Below are 18,551 nucleotides of genomic sequence, written 5' to 3' on the forward strand. Positions count from 1 at the left end.
GTGCCGTCAGGAGACTCACTGTGTCATCTCAACCCGCTCAATCGCCTGCCGGCCTCGCCCCGGAGACGGGCGCCGCCGTCGCGCAATCCGATAAAGCCGGCCGTTATCTGCAACTCGCGTTGCTCGTGCTGGCCGCCGGCGCCATCTATCCGATCCTGTATCTGCGGCAGGTCTATCAGCCGACGATGCTGGAAGTCTTCCACATCACCGATAGCCAGCTCGGCTACCTCTATTCGTCGCTGGGCCTTATCTTCCTGCTGAGCTATCTGCCGAGCGGCTGGCTCGCCGATCGCATCGCGCCGCGCTTCCTGATCTGCTTTTCGCTGATTGCAACGGGCGCGCTCGGGCTCGTCTATGCGACCGCGCCGTCGTTTCCGATCCTCGTCATGATCTTCGCGGGATGGGGCCTGACCACCGGCCTCACGTTCTGGGCCGCCGTCATCAAGCGCGTGACGATGATCGCCGGCAGCGACGAACAGGGCCGCTTCTTCGGCTTCCTCGATGGCGGCCGCGGCCTGATCGAAGCGCTCCTCGCGACCGTCGCGATCACGCTCTTCGCCTGGATGACGCACACGCGCGGGGAGACGCCGGCAGCGGGCTTCCGGCTCGTGATCTACATGTACGCGTGCCTGTGCATCGGGCTCGGCGTGCTGCTCGCGCTCGTGCGCGATCCCCGGTCGGTGGCGCAGGTTGACCGAGTCGTGAAAAAGCGCAACAACGTGCTCACCGATCTCAAGACGCTCGCGGCGATCCCCGAGTTGTGGTTGATTGCGGCGATCGTGTTCTGCGGCTACCAGGTGTTCTGGGCGACCTACAGCTTCTCGGCTTATCTGCACGAAGGCGGGATCGGCTTGTCGGTCGTGATGGCCGGCACGATCACGACGCTCAAGCTCTGGATGCGGCCGATCGGCGGCATCGGCGGGGGTTATCTCGGCGACCGTTTTTCGAAGGTCTCGGTACTCGTGATCGCGCTTTTTCTCGCGGCGCTGTCGCTCGTCGGGCTGATCGCCGCGCCGCGCATCGCGAGTCACGCGCTGCTCGTCGCGCTCGTGCTGTTCATCGGCATCCTGACGTACGCGATTCGCGGCCTCTACTGGTCGCTGCTCGATCGCTGCAACGTACCCGTCGAATCGACCGGCCTCGCGATCGGGCTGATCTCAGTGCTCGGCTATTCGCCCGACGTGTTTCTGCCGCTCATCAACGGCTATCTCACGGAGACGTTCCCGGGCGTCTTCGGCTATCAGCTCTACTTCGGCTACGTGGCCGCGGTGGCCGCGATCGGCGGCTGCGCAGGCCTCGTGCTGCGAAACCGGCTCAACAGGATCAACAGGGAGGAAGTGCGCAAATGAAAATCGTCTCGATGGAATCGCATATCGTCGCCGTGCCGCCGCCGCATATCGGCGGGATGTACTGGATCTTCGTTACGCTGCGGACCGATTGCGGGATCGAAGGCGTCGGCGAAATCTACTCGGCGACGTTCCACCCGAGCGCGATGACGCACATCATCGACGATGTCTTCGGCCGCTATCTGCTGGAGCACGATCCGCATCACGTCGAACGCTTCTGGCGCGAAGCGTATTCGAGCGGCTTCACGCAACGCCCCGATCTCACGATGATGGGCGTCGTCAGCGGTCTCGAAATGGCGTGCTGGGACATCATCGGCAAGGCGGCGGGCAAGCCGGTCTACGAGTTACTGGGCGGCCGCGTGCATGAACGGCTGCGCTCGTACACGTACCTCTATCCGAAGAATCGCGACGGCGAATACGACTACGACGATCCCGATCTCGCCGCCGAATGCGCGGCGCAGAACGTCGCGCGCGGGTTCACGGCGGTGAAGTTCGATCCGGCGGGGCCTTACACGGCGTACTCGGGACATCAACTCTCGATGGAAGTGCTCGACCGCTGCGAGACGTTCTGCCGAAGAGTCCGCGAGGCGGTCGGCAGCAAGGCCGATCTGCTGTTCGGCACGCATGGGCAGATGGTGCCTTCGTCCGCGATCCGGCTCGCCAAGCGTCTCGAAAAATACGATCCGCTCTGGTTCGAAGAGCCGGTGCCGCCGGGTCAGGAAGGCGCGATGGCTCAAGTTGCCGCGCACACGAGCATTCCGATCGCGGCAGGCGAGCGGCTCACCACCAAGTACGAGTTCTTCAAGCTGCTCGAAGCGCGCGGGGCGTCGATCTTGCAATTGAATGTGGCGCGCGTGGGCGGGCTGCTCGAAGCGAAGAAAGTCGCGAGTCTCGCCGAGGTGTATTACGCGCAGATCGCGCCGCATCTTTATAACGGACCGGTCGGCGCGGCGGCGAGCATCCAGCTCGCGACGTGCACGCCGAATTTCCTGATTCAGGAAAGCATCGGCACGTGGGACGGTTTTCACGCGCAGGTGCTGAAGAGCCCGATCCGCTGGGAGGACGGCTACATCATTCCGTCGCGCGAGCCGGGTCTCGGCGTCGAGCTGAACATGGACGTCGTGCGCGCGCATACGCCCTACACCGGCGAGCGGCTGCATCTGCAGATGGCCGCGAGGCCCGTCGACGTCAAGGACCTCGCCCCGGCGAAGGGATGACAGATAAAGGGTGGCAGATAGCATGAACTATGACTACATCATCGTCGGGGCGGGTTCGGCGGGTTGCATCCTGGCGAATCGTCTCTCGGCGTCCGGCGAGCATTCGGTCTTGCTGCTCGAAGCCGGCGGTCGCGACGACTCGTTCTGGTTTCGCATTCCGGTCGGTTTCACGAAGACGTACTACAACGAAACCTACAACTGGATGTACTACAGCGAGCCGGAAGCCGAACTCGGCAACCGGTCGCTGTATTGTCCGCGCGGCAAGGTGCAGGGCGGCTCGGGATCGATCAACGCGATGATCTACGTGCGCGGCCAGCCGCGCGATTTCGACGACTGGGCGCAAGCCGGCAACCGCGGCTGGGCATTCCGCGACGTGCTGCCGTACTTCCGGCGACTGGAAACGCACCCGCTCGGCGATACGCAGTACCACGGCGCCAGCGGCCCGATCAGCATCTCGCCGATGAAGGACGCCGCGCATCCGATCTGCCACGTCTTCCTGAAGGGCTGCGCGCAGGCGGGCTACAAGCGCACCGACGACTTCAACGGTGCGCAGTTCGAAGGCGCCGGCATCTACGACGTGAACACGCGCAACGGTCAGCGGTCGTCGAGCAGCTTCGAGTTTCTGCATCCGGCGATGTCGCGCGCGAACCTGCACGTCGAGCACAACGTCCTCGCGAGCCGCGTGCTGTTCGACGCGAACAAGCGTGCGACCGGCGTGGCGGTGACGCAGGACGGGCGCGCGCGGGAATTCATGGCGACGCGCGAGGTGATTCTGTCGGCGGGTGCCGTCGATACCCCGAAGCTCCTGCAACTCTCCGGCGTCGGCGACAAGGCGCTGCTCGCGAAGCACGGGATCGCGCTGGTCCATGAGTCGCCGGCGGTCGGGCGGAACCTGCAGGATCACCTGTGCGTGAGCTTCTACTACCGGTCGAGCGTGAAGACGCTCAACGACGAAATGCGTCCGCTCCTCGGCAAGCTCAAGCTCGGCTTGCAGTATCTCTTCACGCGCCGTGGACCGCTCGCGATGAGCGTCAATCAGTCGGGCGGTTTTTTCAAGGGCAATGCGGACGAGACGCTGCCGAACCTGCAGCTCTACTTCAATCCGCTGTCGTACCGGATTCCGAAGAGCAGCAAGGCGAGCCTCCAACCCGAGCCGTATTCGGGCTTCCTTCTGGCGTTCAATCCGTGCCGCCCGACGAGCCGCGGGTCGATCGAAATCGCGTCGAATCAGGTGGAGGATGCCGCGAAAATCCGCATCAACGCGCTGACGACCGAGAAGGACATCGACGAGGTGATCCAGGGTTGCGAGCTGGTGCGCAAGGTGATGGCTTCGCCGGCATTGGCCGACATCACGATCGAAGAGGTAACGCCCGGGCCGCAGGTGCGGTCGCGTGAAGCCTTTCTGCAGTATTTCCGCGAGCAGTCGGGCTCGATCTACCACCTCTGCGGATCGTGCGCGATGGGGCCGGACCCGCGCTCGTCGGTCGTCGATGAACGTCTGCGCGTGCATGGTATCGACGGCTTGCGGATCGTCGATGCGTCGATCTTTCCGAACATCACGTCCGGCAACATCAACGCGCCGACGATGATGGTCGCGGAGAAGGGCGCGGAGATGATCATCGAGGATGCGCGCGCGGCGAGCGTCGAACCGGTGATGCGGATGCCCGCCGCAGCCTGAGGCGGTTGCTACAGGCCGTCGGTCAGCGGCGTCGCAGTCGACATCGACGAGTCCAGCGCCCGCTCCGACAGCCAGATTTCCTGCTTCAGCCAGTCGCGAAAGACGGCGACCTGCGGCAGATCGTCCTGTTCGACGCGCGTGACGAGCCAGTACGACTGGTGGCCATCCACATGCACGTTGAGCACCTGCACGAGCTTTCCTTCGGCGAGTTCGCGCGTGATCATGTGCCGATCGGCGATGGTCACGCCGAGCCCGTCGATCGCGGCGCGGATCGCGTGATCCAGCAGGTCGAATTCGTAGCCGCCGCCGGTATCGACGTTTTCGATGCCGGCCGCCTTCAGCCAGTGCTGCCAGGTGAGATAGCGCTGATCGTCGCCCGCGAGCACGTGCAGCAGCGTGAACTGGTTCAGGTCGATCGTCGCGCTGCCCGCCTGCCGTGCAAGCAGCGCGGGCGCGCAGACGGCGATGTGCTGCTCCTGCATGAGCAGCAGATTGTCGAAGCCTTCCCACTCGCCGTTGCCGAAGCGGATCGCGCAGTCGAGCGCGCCGGATTCGGCGAGGTTGTCGTCGAGGCGGGTCCAGAGGCTCAGTTCGAGTTGCGGCTGCGCAGCGCGAAGACGGCCGAGACGCGGCATCAGCCAGCGGCTCGTGAAGGTAGGCGGCGCGTTCAGGCGCAAGCGGTTCAGGTGCGTTTTTTCCTGGATGCTGCGCACGGTGAGCTCGATCCTGTCGAACGATTGCTGGAGCGCGCGCAGCAGCAGGCGCCCGGAGGGGGAAAGTTCGAGGTGATGATGCTGGCGCTGCAAAAGCGCCTCGCCGAGCTGGATTTCAAGCTGCCGGACCTGCCGGCTGACGGCACTTTGCGTGACGTTCAGCAGCTCGGCGGCGCGCGTGAAGCTGCCGGTGCGGCCGGCCACTTCGAAGGCTTTCAGCGCGTTGAGCGCGGGCATTTTGCGTTTCAAGGGCGTCTCGGAGAAGCGCGTCGGGGAGACGGTGATTTTACGTCTGCAATGACGCAGGATTTGCGATGACTTCCTCCGCCGTCCGAATCGCGCGTCGAATCGTCAAATAACGCAACGATTGCATCGGACGACGCCGCGCAAGACCTTAGTGTTTCGACCGATTCCAACCTCAGCCGACACTCAGTCATGAAAAAGCCCGCCCCTGCGAAAGCCCGCAGCGAGGAGGCGTTGCGCATCGTCCCGGGGCATCTGAAGGTGCTGTCGGACCACGCGCTCTGTCTGATGCGCATCGGCATGCGCTACGTTTTCTGCACCCGCTCGTACGTGGATTTGAGGCCCCGGCGGCCAGGACGCGGTCAACCTTCGCCGTTCGGTCTAAGCGGCAACCAAATCTCCGTAACCAGCTCCGTCGGCGGCGTCTCGCGCGGGTCATTGAGATAAACCTCGTGAACCGGCGTCTCACCCGTTTCGCGGCCCGACTGCGGCAGCCACTCCCCATACAGCCACCGATAAGCGAAGCAAAGCTGCGCATACGGTCCAACATGCGTCAGCACTGCAAACTCGCCCCGCGCGATATCGACGCGCTCAACCGGCGCCGCGAACTCCACCCCGTCCGGCCGCGCGATCTCGATGCACGCCTGCGATTGCAACTCGCTCTCGGGCGTGGCGTCGGGGTCGTCGAAATAGATGCCGAGCCAGCGCGCTTCCTTTTCCAGCAGATCACGCGACCCGAGCCAGCGGGCGACCGTCTCGAATGCCTGCCCGATATTCATGTACGGACCTGTGTGATCGACGGCTGCAACGGTGAACGCTTCGTGCGTGCGAATGTCGACGGGATGCATGGAATCACCTCTCTCAAGTGTCGAGTCGGACGGCAGCGGACGCCATTGCGCCGCCCCGCCGACGTTTCGAAATTGCGCCGGCGGCATGCGATAGCTCGCCTGAAACGCGCGCGAAAACGCCTGCACGCTGCTATAACCCGCGCGTTGGGCGATGGAATCGATCGGCATCGAGCCGCGCACGAGTTCATTCGCCGCGCGATGAAGCCGCAATCGCCGCACGGTCGCGGCCGCCGTCTCGCCATAAAACGCGTGATAGATCCGGTGCCAGTGATACGGCGAGACACACGCGATATCCGCGAGCCGGTTGAGATCGAGATCGTCGTCGAGATGATCGTGGATGTAGTCGATCACACGGCTCAGGCGCGTTTCGTACAATCGTTGTTTCGAAGTGTCGGACATCGTCGGCCCCGGTTCGAATGCGTTGAAACAACGTTAGCACGCACGCGTTTAGCAAATCTTGCTGACTTGCCAAAATCGGCGGCACCGCCCCACACGCGTACACTTCGGCATCACACCCGCAAACACAGCGCGCCGGCCCTGCCGCCCGCGCGCATCGAATACCCGAAAACATCATGTTTACCTGTCGAAACCAGCCCTGCGGCGCGCAGTGGGAACTCTCCGACGTCGTCATCAAGAACGAGGGCCAGGGCCTGCTCTTCCGCTGCCCGATGTGCGGCGCGCGCAACAAGGTGATCCGCCATGACGCCCCCGATGGCACCGTCACCTACGAGCAAGACAACTCGATCCCGCCGAAGAGCGCCCAATAAGCGCCAATCACGCCATGACCACCGACACCTCCTTCGGCAGCCTGCCGCTCACGCCCGCGATGCAGGCGAATTTGCAGCAACTCGGCTACCTCACGATGACGCCGATCCAGGCTGCGAGCCTGCCGGTCGCGCTCGACGGCCACGACCTGATCGCGCAGGCGAAAACCGGCAGTGGCAAGACCGCCGCCTTCGCGCTGCCGCTGCTCGCGAAGCTCGATCCGCGGCTCTTCTCCGTGCAGGCGCTCGTGCTCTGCCCGACGCGCGAACTCGCCGATCAGGTCACGCAGGAAATCCGCCGCCTCGCGCGCGCGGAGGACAACATCAAGATTCTGACGCTTTGCGGCGGCACGCCGATGCGTCCGCAAATCGCGAGTCTGGAGCACGGCGCGCATATCGCGGTCGGCACGCCGGGCCGCATCATGGATCACCTCGAGCGCGGCACGCTGACGCTCGACGCGCTGCGAACGCTCGTCCTCGACGAAGCCGACCGCATGCTCGACATGGGCTTTTTCGACGATATTGCGTCGGTCGCGCGGCAATGTCCGAAGGAGCGCCAGACCCTGCTTTTTTCCGCGACGTATCCGGAAGGCATCGCGAAACTGAGCCAGCAGTTCTTGCGCAAGCCGAAGGAGATCAAGCTCACCGAGCAGCACACGAATTCGAAGATCAAGCAACGCTTCTACGAAGTCGACGACAACGAGCGCCTGCATGCCGTCGGCCTGCTGCTCGATCACTATCGGCCGGTCAGCACGCTCGCGTTCTGCAACACGAAGCAGCAGTGCCGCGACCTGCTCGACGTGCTGCGCGCGCAGGGTTTCGAGGCGCTGGCGCTGCACGGCGAGCTGGAGCAGCGTGAGCGCGACCAGGTGCTCGTGCAGTTCGCGAACCGCAGTTGCTCGGTGCTCGTCGCGACCGACGTCGCCGCGCGCGGCCTCGACATCACGCAACTGGAGGCGGTGATCAACGTCGACGTAACGCCCGATCCCGAGGTCCACGTGCACCGCATCGGCCGCACGGGTCGCGCGGACGAGGAGGGCTGGGCGCTCACGCTCGCGAGCATGGACGAGATGGGACGCGTCGGCAGCATCGAGCAGGCGCAGGGCAAGGAAGTGGAATGGCATCCGCTTGGCGAACTGACGTCGGCGACGCCCGGCCACCTGAAGCCGCCGATGGCGACGCTGCAGATCCTCGGCGGCCGCAAGGAAAAGATCCGCCCCGGCGACGTGCTCGGCGCGCTGACGGGCGAAGCGGGCTTCACGGGCGCGCAGATCGGCAAGATCAACGTGACCGATATGTTCACCTACGTGGCCGTCGAACGCGGCATCGCCGATGACGCGGTGCGCAAGCTCGGCGCTGGCAAGGTGAAGGGCAAGAAGGTGAAAGTGCGGCGGATCTGAAACGCCTAATGCAGGAAAGGCGCCCCGTTGATCGGACGATTCCGATAGTTTGCCGAGGGCGTCTCCACTAGCATCGACCGGTTCCCATCCGCCGATCGATTCCCATGCCCGACACGCTTACGCCGCTCTATCTCGCGCTCGACCACCATCAAGCCGAGCGTCTGACCTCCGCCGAGGCGGGCTACCGCAGCATCATCGAAGACAATCCCGCTCACGTCGAGGCGCTGCATTACCTCGGCGTGCTGTTGCACCAGCGCGGCGTATCTGCGCAAGCGGCGCCGTTTCTCGATCGCGCGCTCGTGCTGTCGCCGGAATACGCGGCGTGCTGGAGCAATCGCGGACTCGTCGCCGCGGCGCTCGGCGATGCGGAATTTGCCGTCGCGTGCCAGCGGCGGGCGCTCGCCGTCGATCCGTCGTTTGCGAACGCGTACAACAATCTCGGCGTCGCGCTGCAAAAGACCGGCCGCGACGATGAAGCCGTCGACGCTTATCAGAAAGCACTCGCCCAGCAGCCCGATTTCATCGATGCGTACACGAACTTCGGCTCGGCTCTTTTCAAACTCAAGCGTCACGAAGACGCGCTCGCCGCCTATCGCGACGCCCTCCGTTACGATCCCCAAAATTCCACCGCGCATTTCGGCGAAGGCAACGCGCTGCGCGAACTCGGCCGTCTCGATGACGCTATCCGCAGTCTGCAACGCGCCGTCGAACTGGCGCCCGCGCACTTCGAATCTCGCGTGAATCTCGGCACGACGCTCGGCTTGCGCGGACGTTTCGTCGAAGCCGAGGCGCAGTATCGCCACGCGCTGAAACTGCGCGACGATCCGCAGATTCACGTGTGCGTCGGCGCGTCGATCGGCGCGCAAGGGCGCTTCAGCGAGGAGGAGCCGCACTATCGGCACGCGCTCACGCTCGACGTCAATCACGCCGACGCGCAGCACAACCTTGCGTTGCTGCACCTGCGGCGCGGCGAATTCGAGCAGGGCTGGACGCTCTATGAAACGCGCTGGCGTGCGAGCAAGTACACGCCGATCGAGCTTCCCGGCATCGCCGAATGGGCTGGCGAGCCGCTCGCGGGGCGCACGTTGCTGCTCGTCGGCGAGCAGGGACACGGCGATCAGCTGCAGTTCGTGCGTTACGCGGCCGTGCTTGAAAGGACGGGCGCGGCCGTCGACGTGCTGGTGCCGTCGAATATCGCGGAACTGGTCGGCGGCGTGCGCGGCGTGCGGCGCGTCTTGCTCGAAAAGCCGCAAGAGGGCTACGACTTCTGGACGCCGATGATGAGCGTGCCGCATCACGTCGCGGGCGTCGGGCCGGGCGTGCCGGCCGACGTGCCGTATCTGCGCGTGAGCGGCGTGCGGATCGGCGACTGGCCGCAGCGCGTTGCCGACCTGGCTGGCGGGCGGCGGCGCGTAGGCGTCGTGTGGGCGGGCAGTCCGACGTTCGCCAACGATCGATTCCGCTCGATGCCGCTCGCCGCGCTGGCGCCGCTCGCCGACGCGCCGGGGATCGCATGGTTTTCGCTGCAGAAGGGGCCGGCGCGCGCGCAACTGGAAGGCGCGGCGCTGAACCTGTACGACCTGACCGGGCAAGTTCACGATTTCGCCGATACCGCCGCGCTCATCGATCAGCTCGACCTGGTGATTACGGTGGATACGTCGGTCGCGCATCTGGCGGGCGCGCTGGGGAAGCCGGTGTGGGTGATGCTGTCGAAGAATTACGACTGGCGCTGGATGCTCGACCGCGACGACAGCCCGTGGTATCCGACCATGCGCCTCTTCAAGCAGACGACGCTCGGAGATTGGACAAACGTGACGGAGGCGGTGCGGAAGGCGTTGATATTCGGCGGCGCCTGATCCTCACTCCTTCGCTGTCTGCCCAGCCGGCGCCCCCACATCCCGCGTAATCAACCGCAACCCGCTCGCGATACTCGCCGCGCCCGCGAACGCCGCCCCGAGCGACAGCGCGAGCGCCGGCCCGTGCTTCCCAGCAATCCCGAAGCACAACGCGACGAGCGCTGCGCCCGTCGCCTGGCCGAGCAGGCGCGCCGTCGCCACGACGCCGCTAGCGCCGCTGCTGCGTTCGCGCGGCGCGCTCGCCATGAACGCCTTCAGGTTCGGCGACTGGAAAAATCCAAAGCCCGCACCGCAGATCGCCATCCGGATGCAGATTTCGAACGCATGCGGATCAGCGGGAAGCATCGCGAGGGAGATCATGCCGCCGCACATGATCGCGAGCCCGACGCCACCCAAAAGCCCCGGCGGATACCGGTCGGAGAGACGCCCGGCGATCGGCGCCATCAACGCAACGAGTACTGACCACGGCGTCATCAGGAAGCCCGTCTCCACCTGCGTGCGCCCGAGCACGCCCTCGAAATAAAACGGCAGCGACACGAACGCCAGCCCTTGCGCGGCGAACGAGCAGACGGCGGTCATCGTCGAGAGGGCGAACATCGGGCGCTTGAAGAGATCGACCGGGAGCATCGGTGCCGGATGGCCGCGCTCGCGCCGCAACAGCAAGGCGCCCGCGACGAACGCAATCGCCAGCGCCGTCAGCACGACGTGCGACGGCGAGCGCTGCGCCGCCTCGCCGAGCGCGAAAATCAGCGTAGCGAACGTGACGACGTTCAGCGCCGCCGCGACGCGATCGAAGCCGTGCGTGCTCTTCGGCGTCTGCGGGAGCGCGGGCCACGCGATGAAAAGCGCAAGCGCCCCGACCGGCAGGTTCACCGCGAACAGCCACGGCCACGTCCCGAGCGAGAGCACGATCGACGCGACCGTCGGCCCGACGGCGAACGCCACGCCGACGACGAGCGCGTTCAGCCCCACGCCGCGCCCGAGCCGGTGCGGCGGAAAGATCGCGCTGATCAGCGCCGTGTTGACGCTCATGATCGCGCTCGCGCCGAGCCCCTGTAGCAGGCGGGCCGCGACGAGCGTGGGCAGCGACCAAGACAGCGCGCACACCGCCGACGCCACCGTGAACACCACCAGCCCGCCGATGTAGATGCGCCGCTGCCCGACGATCCCGCCGAGCGCAGCGAAAGGCAGGAGCGTCGCGACCATCGCGAGCTGATAGGCATTGATGATCCAGATCGACGCGGCGGGCGTCGCGTGCAGATCGGCGCCGATTGCGGGGAGCGCCGTGTTGGCGATGGCGGTGTCGAGCGTGGCGAGCGCGACGGCCAGCAGGATGGCCGCCATGCCGCGGCGCTCGAGCGGCGTCATCGGCGCGTCGGGATCGCGCGGCGGGGTCTTGAAGGCGTTGTTTTTCTCGGTGGTCACGATTGTGAGGGATTTGCTGACGTTAAGCGGCTGTTGAGTCCGTCACGATACGGGATCACGCGGAATCGCGCAGGGGCAGGCTGCACAGGCTTTCAAATGGTTGTCGGGTCGGGGGTAACAGTGGCCAAATGGCGTCGATTCTGCGCCAAACGGCCAAGAAGCGAAGCCGCGGAACCGCCGACCGGTTCAACCGGCGAGCACTAGCTCGTGCAACCGACGTCGAACCGGCGGCCCGACGCCCGCCTGCATCAAACTTTCGTTCTTTTGGCCACAATTCGTTGGCGAACTCGCATCGAATCGACGTCGACTCGATGTCAAACCGGCGTCAACACCGCCTGCCCTGCAAAATACCGCGTCGCGTTTTCGACGAAAAGCGCCGCCGATGCCGCCAGCGCCTCCGGCGACCGCCCGCCGACGTGCGGCGTCAGCACGACGCGCTCCGAGCCGGTTAACAGCGCGGGCGGCGCGGGCTCGCCCTCGTACACATCGAGCCCCGCGCCCGCGATCGCACCGTGCGCGAGGGCATCGGCGAGCGCGGCCGTGTCGACGACACTGCCCCGCGACACGTTCACCAGATACCCACGCGGCCCGAGCGCTTCGAGCACGTCCGCGCCGATCAGATGATGCGTCGCCGCGCCGCCCGGCGTCGTGACGACGAGATAGTCGGCCCAGCCCGCGAGCGCCATCAGCGAATCGAAGTACGCGTAGGGCGTTTCCGGCTGCTCACGCCGGTTGTGATAGCCGATTTCGAGATCGAAGCCGAGCGCGCGCCGCGCCACCTTGCGTCCGATGGTCCCCAGCCCCACGACGCCCAGCCGCTTGCCCGAGAAGTTCGGCTGCATCGGCAAATCGTCGCGCCAGCGGCCCGCGCGGCATGCTCCGTCGAGATTGGGAATGGCGCGCACGGCCGCGAGCAGCAGCGCGAAGGCGTGATCGGCGACGCAATCGTCGTTCGTGCCCGCGCCGTTCACCACGACGATGCCGCGCGCCTTCGCCGCGTCGCGCGCGATGTTCTCGTAACCCGCACCGAGCGCGCCGATCAGCTCCAGATGCGGCAGGCGGCCGATATCGGTGGCGGAAATACCGATCGTGCCGTTCGTCAGCACCGCGCGAACGTTTTCGCCGTGCGCGGCGATAGCTTCGTCGCGCGAGGACGAATCCGAGGCATCAACGATGCCGAAAAATGCGCCGATCAACGCGCGGTTTTCGCTGGTGAGGGGAATCAGAACGAGAAGAGTGGGCGTGGGCATGGTTCGAAAAGTGTTGGACGTTAACCAGACAGTGAAGAAAATCCAGGAAATCGTGCAAATAAAGCGGTCCAGCCCTTCAGATTCGTAAGCCTCGCGACGATAAGCGAATACGCGAGCGCCTTTTTGCTCGGCGAGAAGCGCGCGGTTCTGGAGGGCCTACAAATGCTGGTCGGGAGTTACAACAGTCTACTGGTGCTGTTTTCTTTTTTGGTCGCGGTGCTCGCGTCCTATACCGCGCTCGACCTCGTCGGCCGCATCAGCGCCGCGCGACGGGTTCCCGCGCGCTGGTGGCTCGGCGGCGGCGCGCTGGCGCTCGGGCTCGGCGTCTGGTCGATGCATTTCATCGGCATGCTCGCGTTCGACCTGCCGATCGCCCTCGGTTACGACGTCGCGCTGACAGCCGCGTCGCTCCTGATCGCGATCGCCTGCTCGACGTTCGCGCTCTGGCTCGGCAGCCGGCCCGAACTGCCCTTGAGGCGGCTCGCGGCGGGCGCGTTGTTGCTGGGCGGCGGCATCGCGGCGATGCACTACACCGGCATGGCCGCGATGAAGATGACGCCGGGCATCGTCTACGACTTGAGGATCGTGGGCGCGTCGGTGGTGATCGCGGTGGTCGCGGGCGGCGCGGCGCTCTGGATCGCGTTCCAGTTGCGGCGCCACAGCGCGCGCGTGCGCAGCTACCGGATGGGCGCGGCGCTGGTGATGGGCGTCGCGATCGTCGCGATGCACTACACCGGCATGGCGGCCGCCGAGTTTCCGCTCGGCTCGATTTGCAGCGCGGCGGGTGGCGGGCTTGGCAGCGAATCGCTCGCATTGCCGATCATCGTCGTGACGATCGCGGTACTGGCCGTCGCGCTGATCACGTCGGTGCTCGACATGCGGCTCGAGATTCGGACGGCTGCATTGTCGACGTCGCTCGCCGAGGCGAATCAGGAATTGTCGTATCTCGTCCTGCACGACAACCTCACGAAGCTGCCGAACCGGCTGCTGCTCGAAGATCGTCTGAAGCAGGCCATTGATCACGCGAACGCCGAAAAGGCGCGTTTCGCAGTCATGTTCCTCGATCTGGACGGCTTCAAAACGATCAACGACACGTTCGGCCATCACGTCGGCGACATGCTGCTGACGCAGGCGGCCGATCGCATCCGCGCGAGCGTGCGCGCGCAGGACACGAGCGCGCGTGTGGGCGGCGACGAGTTCGTGCTGGTTGCGAACGTGCGCGAACCGGGCGATGCCGCGACGATCGCCGACAAACTCGTCGCCGCGATCCGCGAGCCGTTCCTGATTTCGGGACACGATTTGAGGGTATCGGTGAGCATCGGGATCGCGGTTTATCCCGGCAACGGCGCCGATGAACACGAGTTGCTGAAGAACTCAGACGTCGCGATGTATCACGCGAAGTCGCTCGGACGCGATCAGGCGTGCTTCTTCGAGGGATCGATGAATGCGAACAGCGAGGATCATCTGGCGCTGTTGCAGGACTTGCGGCTGGCGCAGAAGCGCGGACAACTGATGCTGTATTACCAGCCGAAGTTTCAGGCGCCTAGCGGGCCGGTGACGGGCGTCGAGGCGTTGCTGCGGTGGAATCACCCGACGCGCGGGATGCTGGGGGCGGATCGCTTCATTCCGCTGGCGGAGCGCACGGGGTTGATCGTGCAGATCGGCGAATGGGTCATCGACGAGGCGTGCCGGCAGGTCGCGATCTGGCGCGCGGCGGGGCATGCGGCGTTGAGCGTGGCGGTGAATATTTCGGCGCTGCAGTTCAACAGCAGCAGGCTGGTGCCGGCGGTGGAAGCGGCGCTGGCGCGGCATCGGATAGAGGGGGCGGCGCTGACGCTGGAGATCACGGAGTCGACGGCTATGCGCGATGTCGATGCAAGTCTCGATATTCTTCATCGCGTGAGGGCGCTGGGCGTGCGGATTTCGATCGATGATTTCGGGACCGGGTATTCGAGTTTGCTTTACCTTAAGCGGCTGCCGGCGAGCGAGTTGAAGATCGATCGCGGGTTCATCAACGATCTGGCGCAGGGGTCGGAGGATGCGGCGATCGTGTCGGCGATTATTGCGCTTGGGCAGACGATGAATCTGGATATCGTCGCGGAAGGCGTGGAGACGGGGGCTCAACGAGATCTGCTGACCACTCTGGGGTGTGACTCGTTGCAGGGGTTCTTGTTGGGCAGGCCGATGCCGGCGGGAGAGGTGGAGTGGGGAGTGACGGCGGCTTGTGCGCCTTGTTAGGTTGCTTGAAATCCCGCGAGCATGTCGTAGGCGGCGACCCTGGTGTCGAAAACGCCGTTGAACGCACGGCTGCACTCGAATTTGATGCTTGTATGTCTTCCGAAAACATGCAAAGGTCCTTTGGATGGACGCATAGCCGCTTTGCCTTTTTCGGATCGTCGCGCTCGGACCGCGAAAAGGCTGTTGATTCAAGCAGGCATCGGGCGCTTTGATGGCCAACCGGTTCAACGCGGATCATGCCAATTTCAATCGAAGCATTCGATCTGGATCAATTGGTCTCGAAGGCATTCGGAAGCAAGGAGATCAGCGAACAGATCAAGGGCGCAACGCCTCGCGACGTTTCGAAGTTCAAGGCGGAGATCAAACAGCAATCCGATCACATTTGGAAATCCGCGGGAGCAGAGGTATCGAGATTTAATAATCTCGAACTCCGCTTGGATGAAGAGTATCAAAGCATTGAAATGAGCGCTCCCGTGGAGTCGCAGGGATTGAAACTGGCCGCGTTGACGGTTGGGATCGGAATTCCGGTTGTGATCGTGGCACTGATCGCCGGTTCTATTTATCTGGGAGCTATCAAGGGACTGGGCGTTAGCACGACAGGCGTAGCGATTGTTATCGGGATCCTGCTCGGCTGCCTTGCAGTATTTGCCCTCTACACGATCCAGAACGAAAAATTCGAATCTGCCAGAGCACGATTCATAAAGGATCAGCGTGAAAATGGGCAGCCTGCCGTCACGCGGTCGTTGTTGAACGAAGCGAAGGACGAGATTACTTCGACTTTGTTCGAACACGGCGTACTTCCAGTGACGCGAACGATTATCGATCGCTGGATCACGCCGGTATATGGAACGTCCATCAGTTTCTCGGTGCCGCCTTCATTATCGGCGTCCTTGATACCAGGCGACGAAGTCCAGACGGCTGCACTAATAAAATTGCAGTTCCTGCTACGCGCGATGAGTGGCGGAAGCATCGGCATAGCGGGACCGCGCGGCGCGGGAAAATCGACTTTGATTGCGTCGGTATGCAACGATTCGATGCGGGAACTCGATGGAAAAAAAGTGCTCACGGTGTCGACTTCGGCGCCAGTGGAATACCAGGCGCGCGACTTTATCCTTCATCTTTTCGCGACGCTCTGCCATCGCATCATGGAGTGTTCGGACGAAAAATACGACCGGGCGACGTGGAAAGATTGGCAGGACATTGATTCCGCTCCGGCTTCGACGGTCTACCGCTATTTTCCGGTCGTCGCGAGGTCGCTCTATTTACTCGGAATCGCTTTGATAGCGCTCTCGCTTGTTGTGGCTTCACTGAATGTGATTGTCCATGAGGCAAGGCTCAATCCTGGTGCGTCGTCGGTCAATGCGGCGCAGGCTCCCGCGTCCGCTGCAAGCACGGCAATCGCGTCAGCAACTCCAAGCAAGAATTCCTTTGATCCCGGAGCGCGTGCAGTCAGCGACCTATTCTCCGAATTAGGGATGGGCGCAGGAAAACTTCTGGTTTGCGCATTGGCATGCATTCTTATTAATTTTCTTCTGACTCTGATTCTCACCTCGCGCGTTCAGCGTCTCGAACAGTTCAGGGGAATCGCTCGCGCACCGGGCGGGGAAGGACAGGCGCAACAGGCACGTAGTGAAGGCGGCGCTACCAAGCGTGAATCAAGCGCCAGATTTGCAGCTTTATTTCTGATTCGCTTCTTGACCGAGATTCAGCGCTTAACGGATACGGCGAAAGAACTCGAGCGCCCTCGAAATCTTGCACCGCTTCTCAGGCGGGCCGTCGCATGGCTTACCGAGATCAAGTTTCAGCAGAGTTTTTCGTCGGGGTGGGCCGGGGCGTTGAAAATCCCGGGCGGCGTCGAAGGCTCTGTTAACAAAGCTCGATCATTGGCGCAATTGCAGCTTACGCTTCCCGAAATCGTGAGCGGGCTGCTGGATTTGCTTGAACGTGCAACGCTTGAATACACGGTAATCATCGGCATCGACGAACTGGATAAACTTCAGTCCGATGAGAAAGCACACAACTTTCTGAACGAGATCAAGGCGATTTTCGGCGTGAGAGGCGTCTATTACCTGATCTCGGTATCGCAAAACGCGATGAGCAATTTCGAACGCCGCGGGCTGCCGTTCAGAGACGCCTTCGACAGTTCCTTCGACGACATCATCTCAGTCGACTTCATGGATTTCGATACCGCGCGCCGACTCATAGTCCAGCGCGTGGTCGGAATGCCGATGCAGTTCCAAGCGCTCTGTTATTGCATCTCCGGCGGACTAGCACGGGAAATCGTCCGGTCATGTCGCGATCTTGCGGAACTCGTTTCGACGCAGCCCGCCAACGACCTTGAATCGATTACGCATCGACTTGTTAAATCAGATATCGATGCCAAGATTCAGGCTGTAACCGCAGCAGTGGAGCGAATGAGCGTCGAACCGATGCGAAGCGAGTTTTTAGGAGTTTTATATCCGCTTGCGTCTTCCACGGTGTCCGCCGACGAACTTCAAGCAGTCTCCGACAAACTCACCGATCTGATGATTCAGCCCAGGCCGAGGCGCGGTCAATCCGCTCCACCCGAGCCGGATGTTAAAGCGCTGGTTTCGTTGGTCGAGGAGGTGTCGACGTATTTTTCCTACCTCGCGGCGATACGCACATTCTTTACGAACGGATTGAAAGAAGCCCCATTTCGCGATGCTTCAGAAAGAGGGTTGATCGAAATGCTGGCCAGTGCGCGACGGGCCATGAGTGTCAATCACAGCGCGTCGAGAGCGAGGCTGAAAGTCTTTCACGACTCATGGCAGCCCTGATTCTGCGGAAAATCTGCACGTGCCCACACGGCGATTGGAAAGCAAAAAGCCCGGTCAAATGACCGGGCTTTTTGCTTGATATCCTGGTGGGGCGTGAGTGACTCGAACACTCGACCTACGGATTAAGAGTCCGCTGCTCTACCAACTGAGCTAACGCCCCGAAAAACTGAATCCGAATTATAGCGACGTTTTTCTGGCGAGCGCAAGTCCTTTCCGACAAAAAATCTCAAAGAAACTGCCAACGTCCACGCCGCAAAGCCTGACAGCACGCCGGCCTAATCTCAAAAACGTCCAACTCGCTATCATTACGGCAGATATCGAACCCTCGTTCGCTTCACCGCGAGCAGACTCAAAGGCAAAAAAATGGACGAACACGCAATCCGCGCACTCCTCGACAGCATCCTCGCGCCCTGGGTGCGCGAACTGGCGCTCGCGCCCGAGCGCACCGACGAAGACGCCGTCACCCTCCGCCTCCCATACTCGGAAGCTCTACGCCACGCTGGCGGCGTCGTCTGCGGCCAGGTCTTCATGGCCGCCGCCGATACCGCGATGGTCGTCGCGATCTCACACGTCCTCGGCGGTTTCAAGCCGATGACCACCGTCTCCCTCAACACGAGTTTCATGCGCCCTGTGAAAACCGGCGACGTCTTCGTGACGGCGAAAGTCCTGCGCCGCGGCCGCAACCTTGTCTTCGGCGAAATCGAAATGCGCGACGCCGAAGGCGAACTCGCCGCCCACGCGACGACCACTTATACGCTTCTCAGCTAACAAAAAC

13 protein-coding genes and 1 tRNA gene are annotated in these 18,551 nt (G+C 63.3%); 9 read left to right on the forward strand and 5 right to left on the reverse strand.

Annotated elements, in window-relative coordinates; genetic code table 11:
* Window positions 1-20 precede the first annotated feature (20 nt).
* The 3 genes from AWB65_RS09270 to AWB65_RS09280 are packed head-to-tail and all read left to right on the forward strand — an operon-like array spanning window position 21 to window position 4,241.
* Window positions 21-1,349 carry an MFS transporter gene (locus tag AWB65_RS09270; protein ID WP_087666885.1) on the forward strand — a complete coding sequence of 443 codons (1,329 nt, stop codon included), beginning with the start codon at window positions 21-23 and terminating at the stop codon, window positions 1,347-1,349.
* Window positions 1,346-2,563, forward strand: coding sequence for a mandelate racemase/muconate lactonizing enzyme family protein (locus tag AWB65_RS09275; RefSeq protein ID WP_087666886.1), 1,218 nt, complete (start codon window positions 1,346-1,348; stop codon window positions 2,561-2,563). The genes AWB65_RS09270 and AWB65_RS09275 overlap by 4 nt, the downstream gene beginning before the upstream one ends.
* A 22-nt stretch (window positions 2,564-2,585) precedes the next feature.
* Complete coding sequence (locus AWB65_RS09280; protein ID WP_087666887.1) at window positions 2,586-4,241, forward strand: GMC family oxidoreductase; 1,656 nt, start codon at window positions 2,586-2,588, stop codon at window positions 4,239-4,241.
* 8 nt (window positions 4,242-4,249) lie between these two features.
* Here the strand turns inward: AWB65_RS09280 and AWB65_RS09285 are convergent, their stop codons facing one another.
* Window positions 4,250-5,191, reverse strand: coding sequence for a LysR substrate-binding domain-containing protein (locus AWB65_RS09285; RefSeq protein ID WP_087666984.1), 942 nt, complete (start codon window positions 5,189-5,191; stop codon window positions 4,250-4,252).
* A gap of 368 nt (window positions 5,192-5,559) precedes the next feature.
* Window positions 5,560-6,444: an AraC family transcriptional regulator gene (locus AWB65_RS09290; protein WP_087666888.1), complete on the reverse strand. Its 885-nt coding sequence runs from the start codon at window positions 6,442-6,444 to the stop codon at window positions 5,560-5,562.
* Between the two features lie 173 nt (window positions 6,445-6,617).
* Between AWB65_RS09290 and AWB65_RS09295 the strand changes: the two genes are divergently transcribed.
* The 3 genes from AWB65_RS09295 (at window position 6,618) to AWB65_RS09305 (ending at window position 10,065) form a co-directional block, all read left to right on the forward strand.
* The gene (locus AWB65_RS09295; RefSeq protein WP_087666889.1) at window positions 6,618-6,812 is read left to right on the forward strand and encodes a hypothetical protein; all 195 of its coding nucleotides are present in this window, start codon (window positions 6,618-6,620) and stop codon (window positions 6,810-6,812) included.
* Between the two features lie 14 nt (window positions 6,813-6,826).
* Window positions 6,827-8,209 carry an ATP-dependent RNA helicase DbpA gene (gene dbpA, locus AWB65_RS09300; RefSeq protein WP_087666890.1) on the forward strand — a complete coding sequence of 461 codons (1,383 nt, stop codon included), beginning with the start codon at window positions 6,827-6,829 and terminating at the stop codon, window positions 8,207-8,209.
* Between the two features lie 104 nt (window positions 8,210-8,313).
* Window positions 8,314-10,065, forward strand: coding sequence for a tetratricopeptide repeat protein (locus AWB65_RS09305; RefSeq protein ID WP_087666891.1), 1,752 nt, complete (start codon window positions 8,314-8,316; stop codon window positions 10,063-10,065).
* 3 nt (window positions 10,066-10,068) lie between these two features.
* On the opposite strand, the gene AWB65_RS09310 is transcribed toward AWB65_RS09305, so the two are convergent.
* Both AWB65_RS09310 and AWB65_RS09315 read right to left on the reverse strand, forming a co-directional pair.
* A complete protein-coding gene (locus AWB65_RS09310; RefSeq protein ID WP_087666985.1) occupies window positions 10,069-11,433 on the reverse strand; it encodes an MFS transporter in 1,365 nt (454 codons plus the stop codon).
* A gap of 371 nt (window positions 11,434-11,804) precedes the next feature.
* The gene (locus AWB65_RS09315; RefSeq protein WP_087666892.1) at window positions 11,805-12,740 is read right to left on the reverse strand and encodes a 2-hydroxyacid dehydrogenase; all 936 of its coding nucleotides are present in this window, start codon (window positions 12,738-12,740) and stop codon (window positions 11,805-11,807) included.
* Between the two features lie 162 nt (window positions 12,741-12,902).
* Here AWB65_RS09315 and AWB65_RS09320 point away from each other — a divergent pair, with 162 nt between their 5' ends.
* Window positions 12,903-14,978, forward strand: a complete 2,076-nt coding sequence (locus AWB65_RS09320) for a putative bifunctional diguanylate cyclase/phosphodiesterase (protein WP_087666893.1) — start codon at window positions 12,903-12,905, stop codon at window positions 14,976-14,978.
* Window positions 14,979-15,214: 236 nt separating this feature from the next.
* Entirely contained in the window at window positions 15,215-17,776 is a 2,562-nt protein-coding gene (locus tag AWB65_RS09325; RefSeq protein ID WP_087666894.1) for a P-loop NTPase fold protein, read from the forward strand.
* A gap of 84 nt (window positions 17,777-17,860) precedes the next feature.
* On the opposite strand, the gene AWB65_RS09330 is transcribed toward AWB65_RS09325, so the two are convergent.
* Window positions 17,861-17,936 (reverse strand) — tRNA-Lys (locus AWB65_RS09330).
* Between the two features lie 203 nt (window positions 17,937-18,139).
* Here AWB65_RS09330 and AWB65_RS09335 point away from each other — a divergent pair.
* Window positions 18,140-18,544 carry a PaaI family thioesterase gene (locus AWB65_RS09335; protein WP_087666895.1) on the forward strand — a complete coding sequence of 135 codons (405 nt, stop codon included), beginning with the start codon at window positions 18,140-18,142 and terminating at the stop codon, window positions 18,542-18,544.
* The last annotated feature ends 7 nt before the right edge of the window (window positions 18,545-18,551 follow it).

Source organism: Caballeronia humi, from assembly GCF_001544475.1.
Classification (GTDB): Bacteria; Pseudomonadota; Gammaproteobacteria; order Burkholderiales; family Burkholderiaceae; genus Caballeronia; species Caballeronia humi.

Coding starts and splice junctions, on each gene's coding strand:
- AWB65_RS09305 (WP_087666891.1), top strand. CDS start 8,314: ATGCCCGACACGCTTACGCCGCTCTATCTCGCGCTCGACCACCATCAA.
- AWB65_RS09325 (WP_087666894.1), top strand. CDS start 15,215: ATGCCAATTTCAATCGAAGCATTCGATCTGGATCAATTGGTCTCGAAG.
- dbpA (WP_087666890.1), top strand. CDS start 6,827: ATGACCACCGACACCTCCTTCGGCAGCCTGCCGCTCACGCCCGCGATG.
- AWB65_RS09280 (WP_087666887.1), top strand. CDS start 2,586: ATGAACTATGACTACATCATCGTCGGGGCGGGTTCGGCGGGTTGCATC.
- AWB65_RS09290 (WP_087666888.1), bottom strand. CDS start 6,444: ATGTCCGACACTTCGAAACAACGATTGTACGAAACGCGCCTGAGCCGT.
- AWB65_RS09310 (WP_087666985.1), bottom strand. CDS start 11,433: ATGACGCCGCTCGAGCGCCGCGGCATGGCGGCCATCCTGCTGGCCGTC.
- AWB65_RS09315 (WP_087666892.1), bottom strand. CDS start 12,740: ATGCCCACGCCCACTCTTCTCGTTCTGATTCCCCTCACCAGCGAAAAC.
- AWB65_RS09320 (WP_087666893.1), top strand. CDS start 12,903: ATGCTGGTCGGGAGTTACAACAGTCTACTGGTGCTGTTTTCTTTTTTG.
- AWB65_RS09285 (WP_087666984.1), bottom strand. CDS start 5,191: ATGCCCGCGCTCAACGCGCTGAAAGCCTTCGAAGTGGCCGGCCGCACC.
- AWB65_RS09295 (WP_087666889.1), top strand. CDS start 6,618: ATGTTTACCTGTCGAAACCAGCCCTGCGGCGCGCAGTGGGAACTCTCC.
- AWB65_RS09335 (WP_087666895.1), top strand. CDS start 18,140: ATGGACGAACACGCAATCCGCGCACTCCTCGACAGCATCCTCGCGCCC.
- AWB65_RS09275 (WP_087666886.1), top strand. CDS start 1,346: ATGAAAATCGTCTCGATGGAATCGCATATCGTCGCCGTGCCGCCGCCG.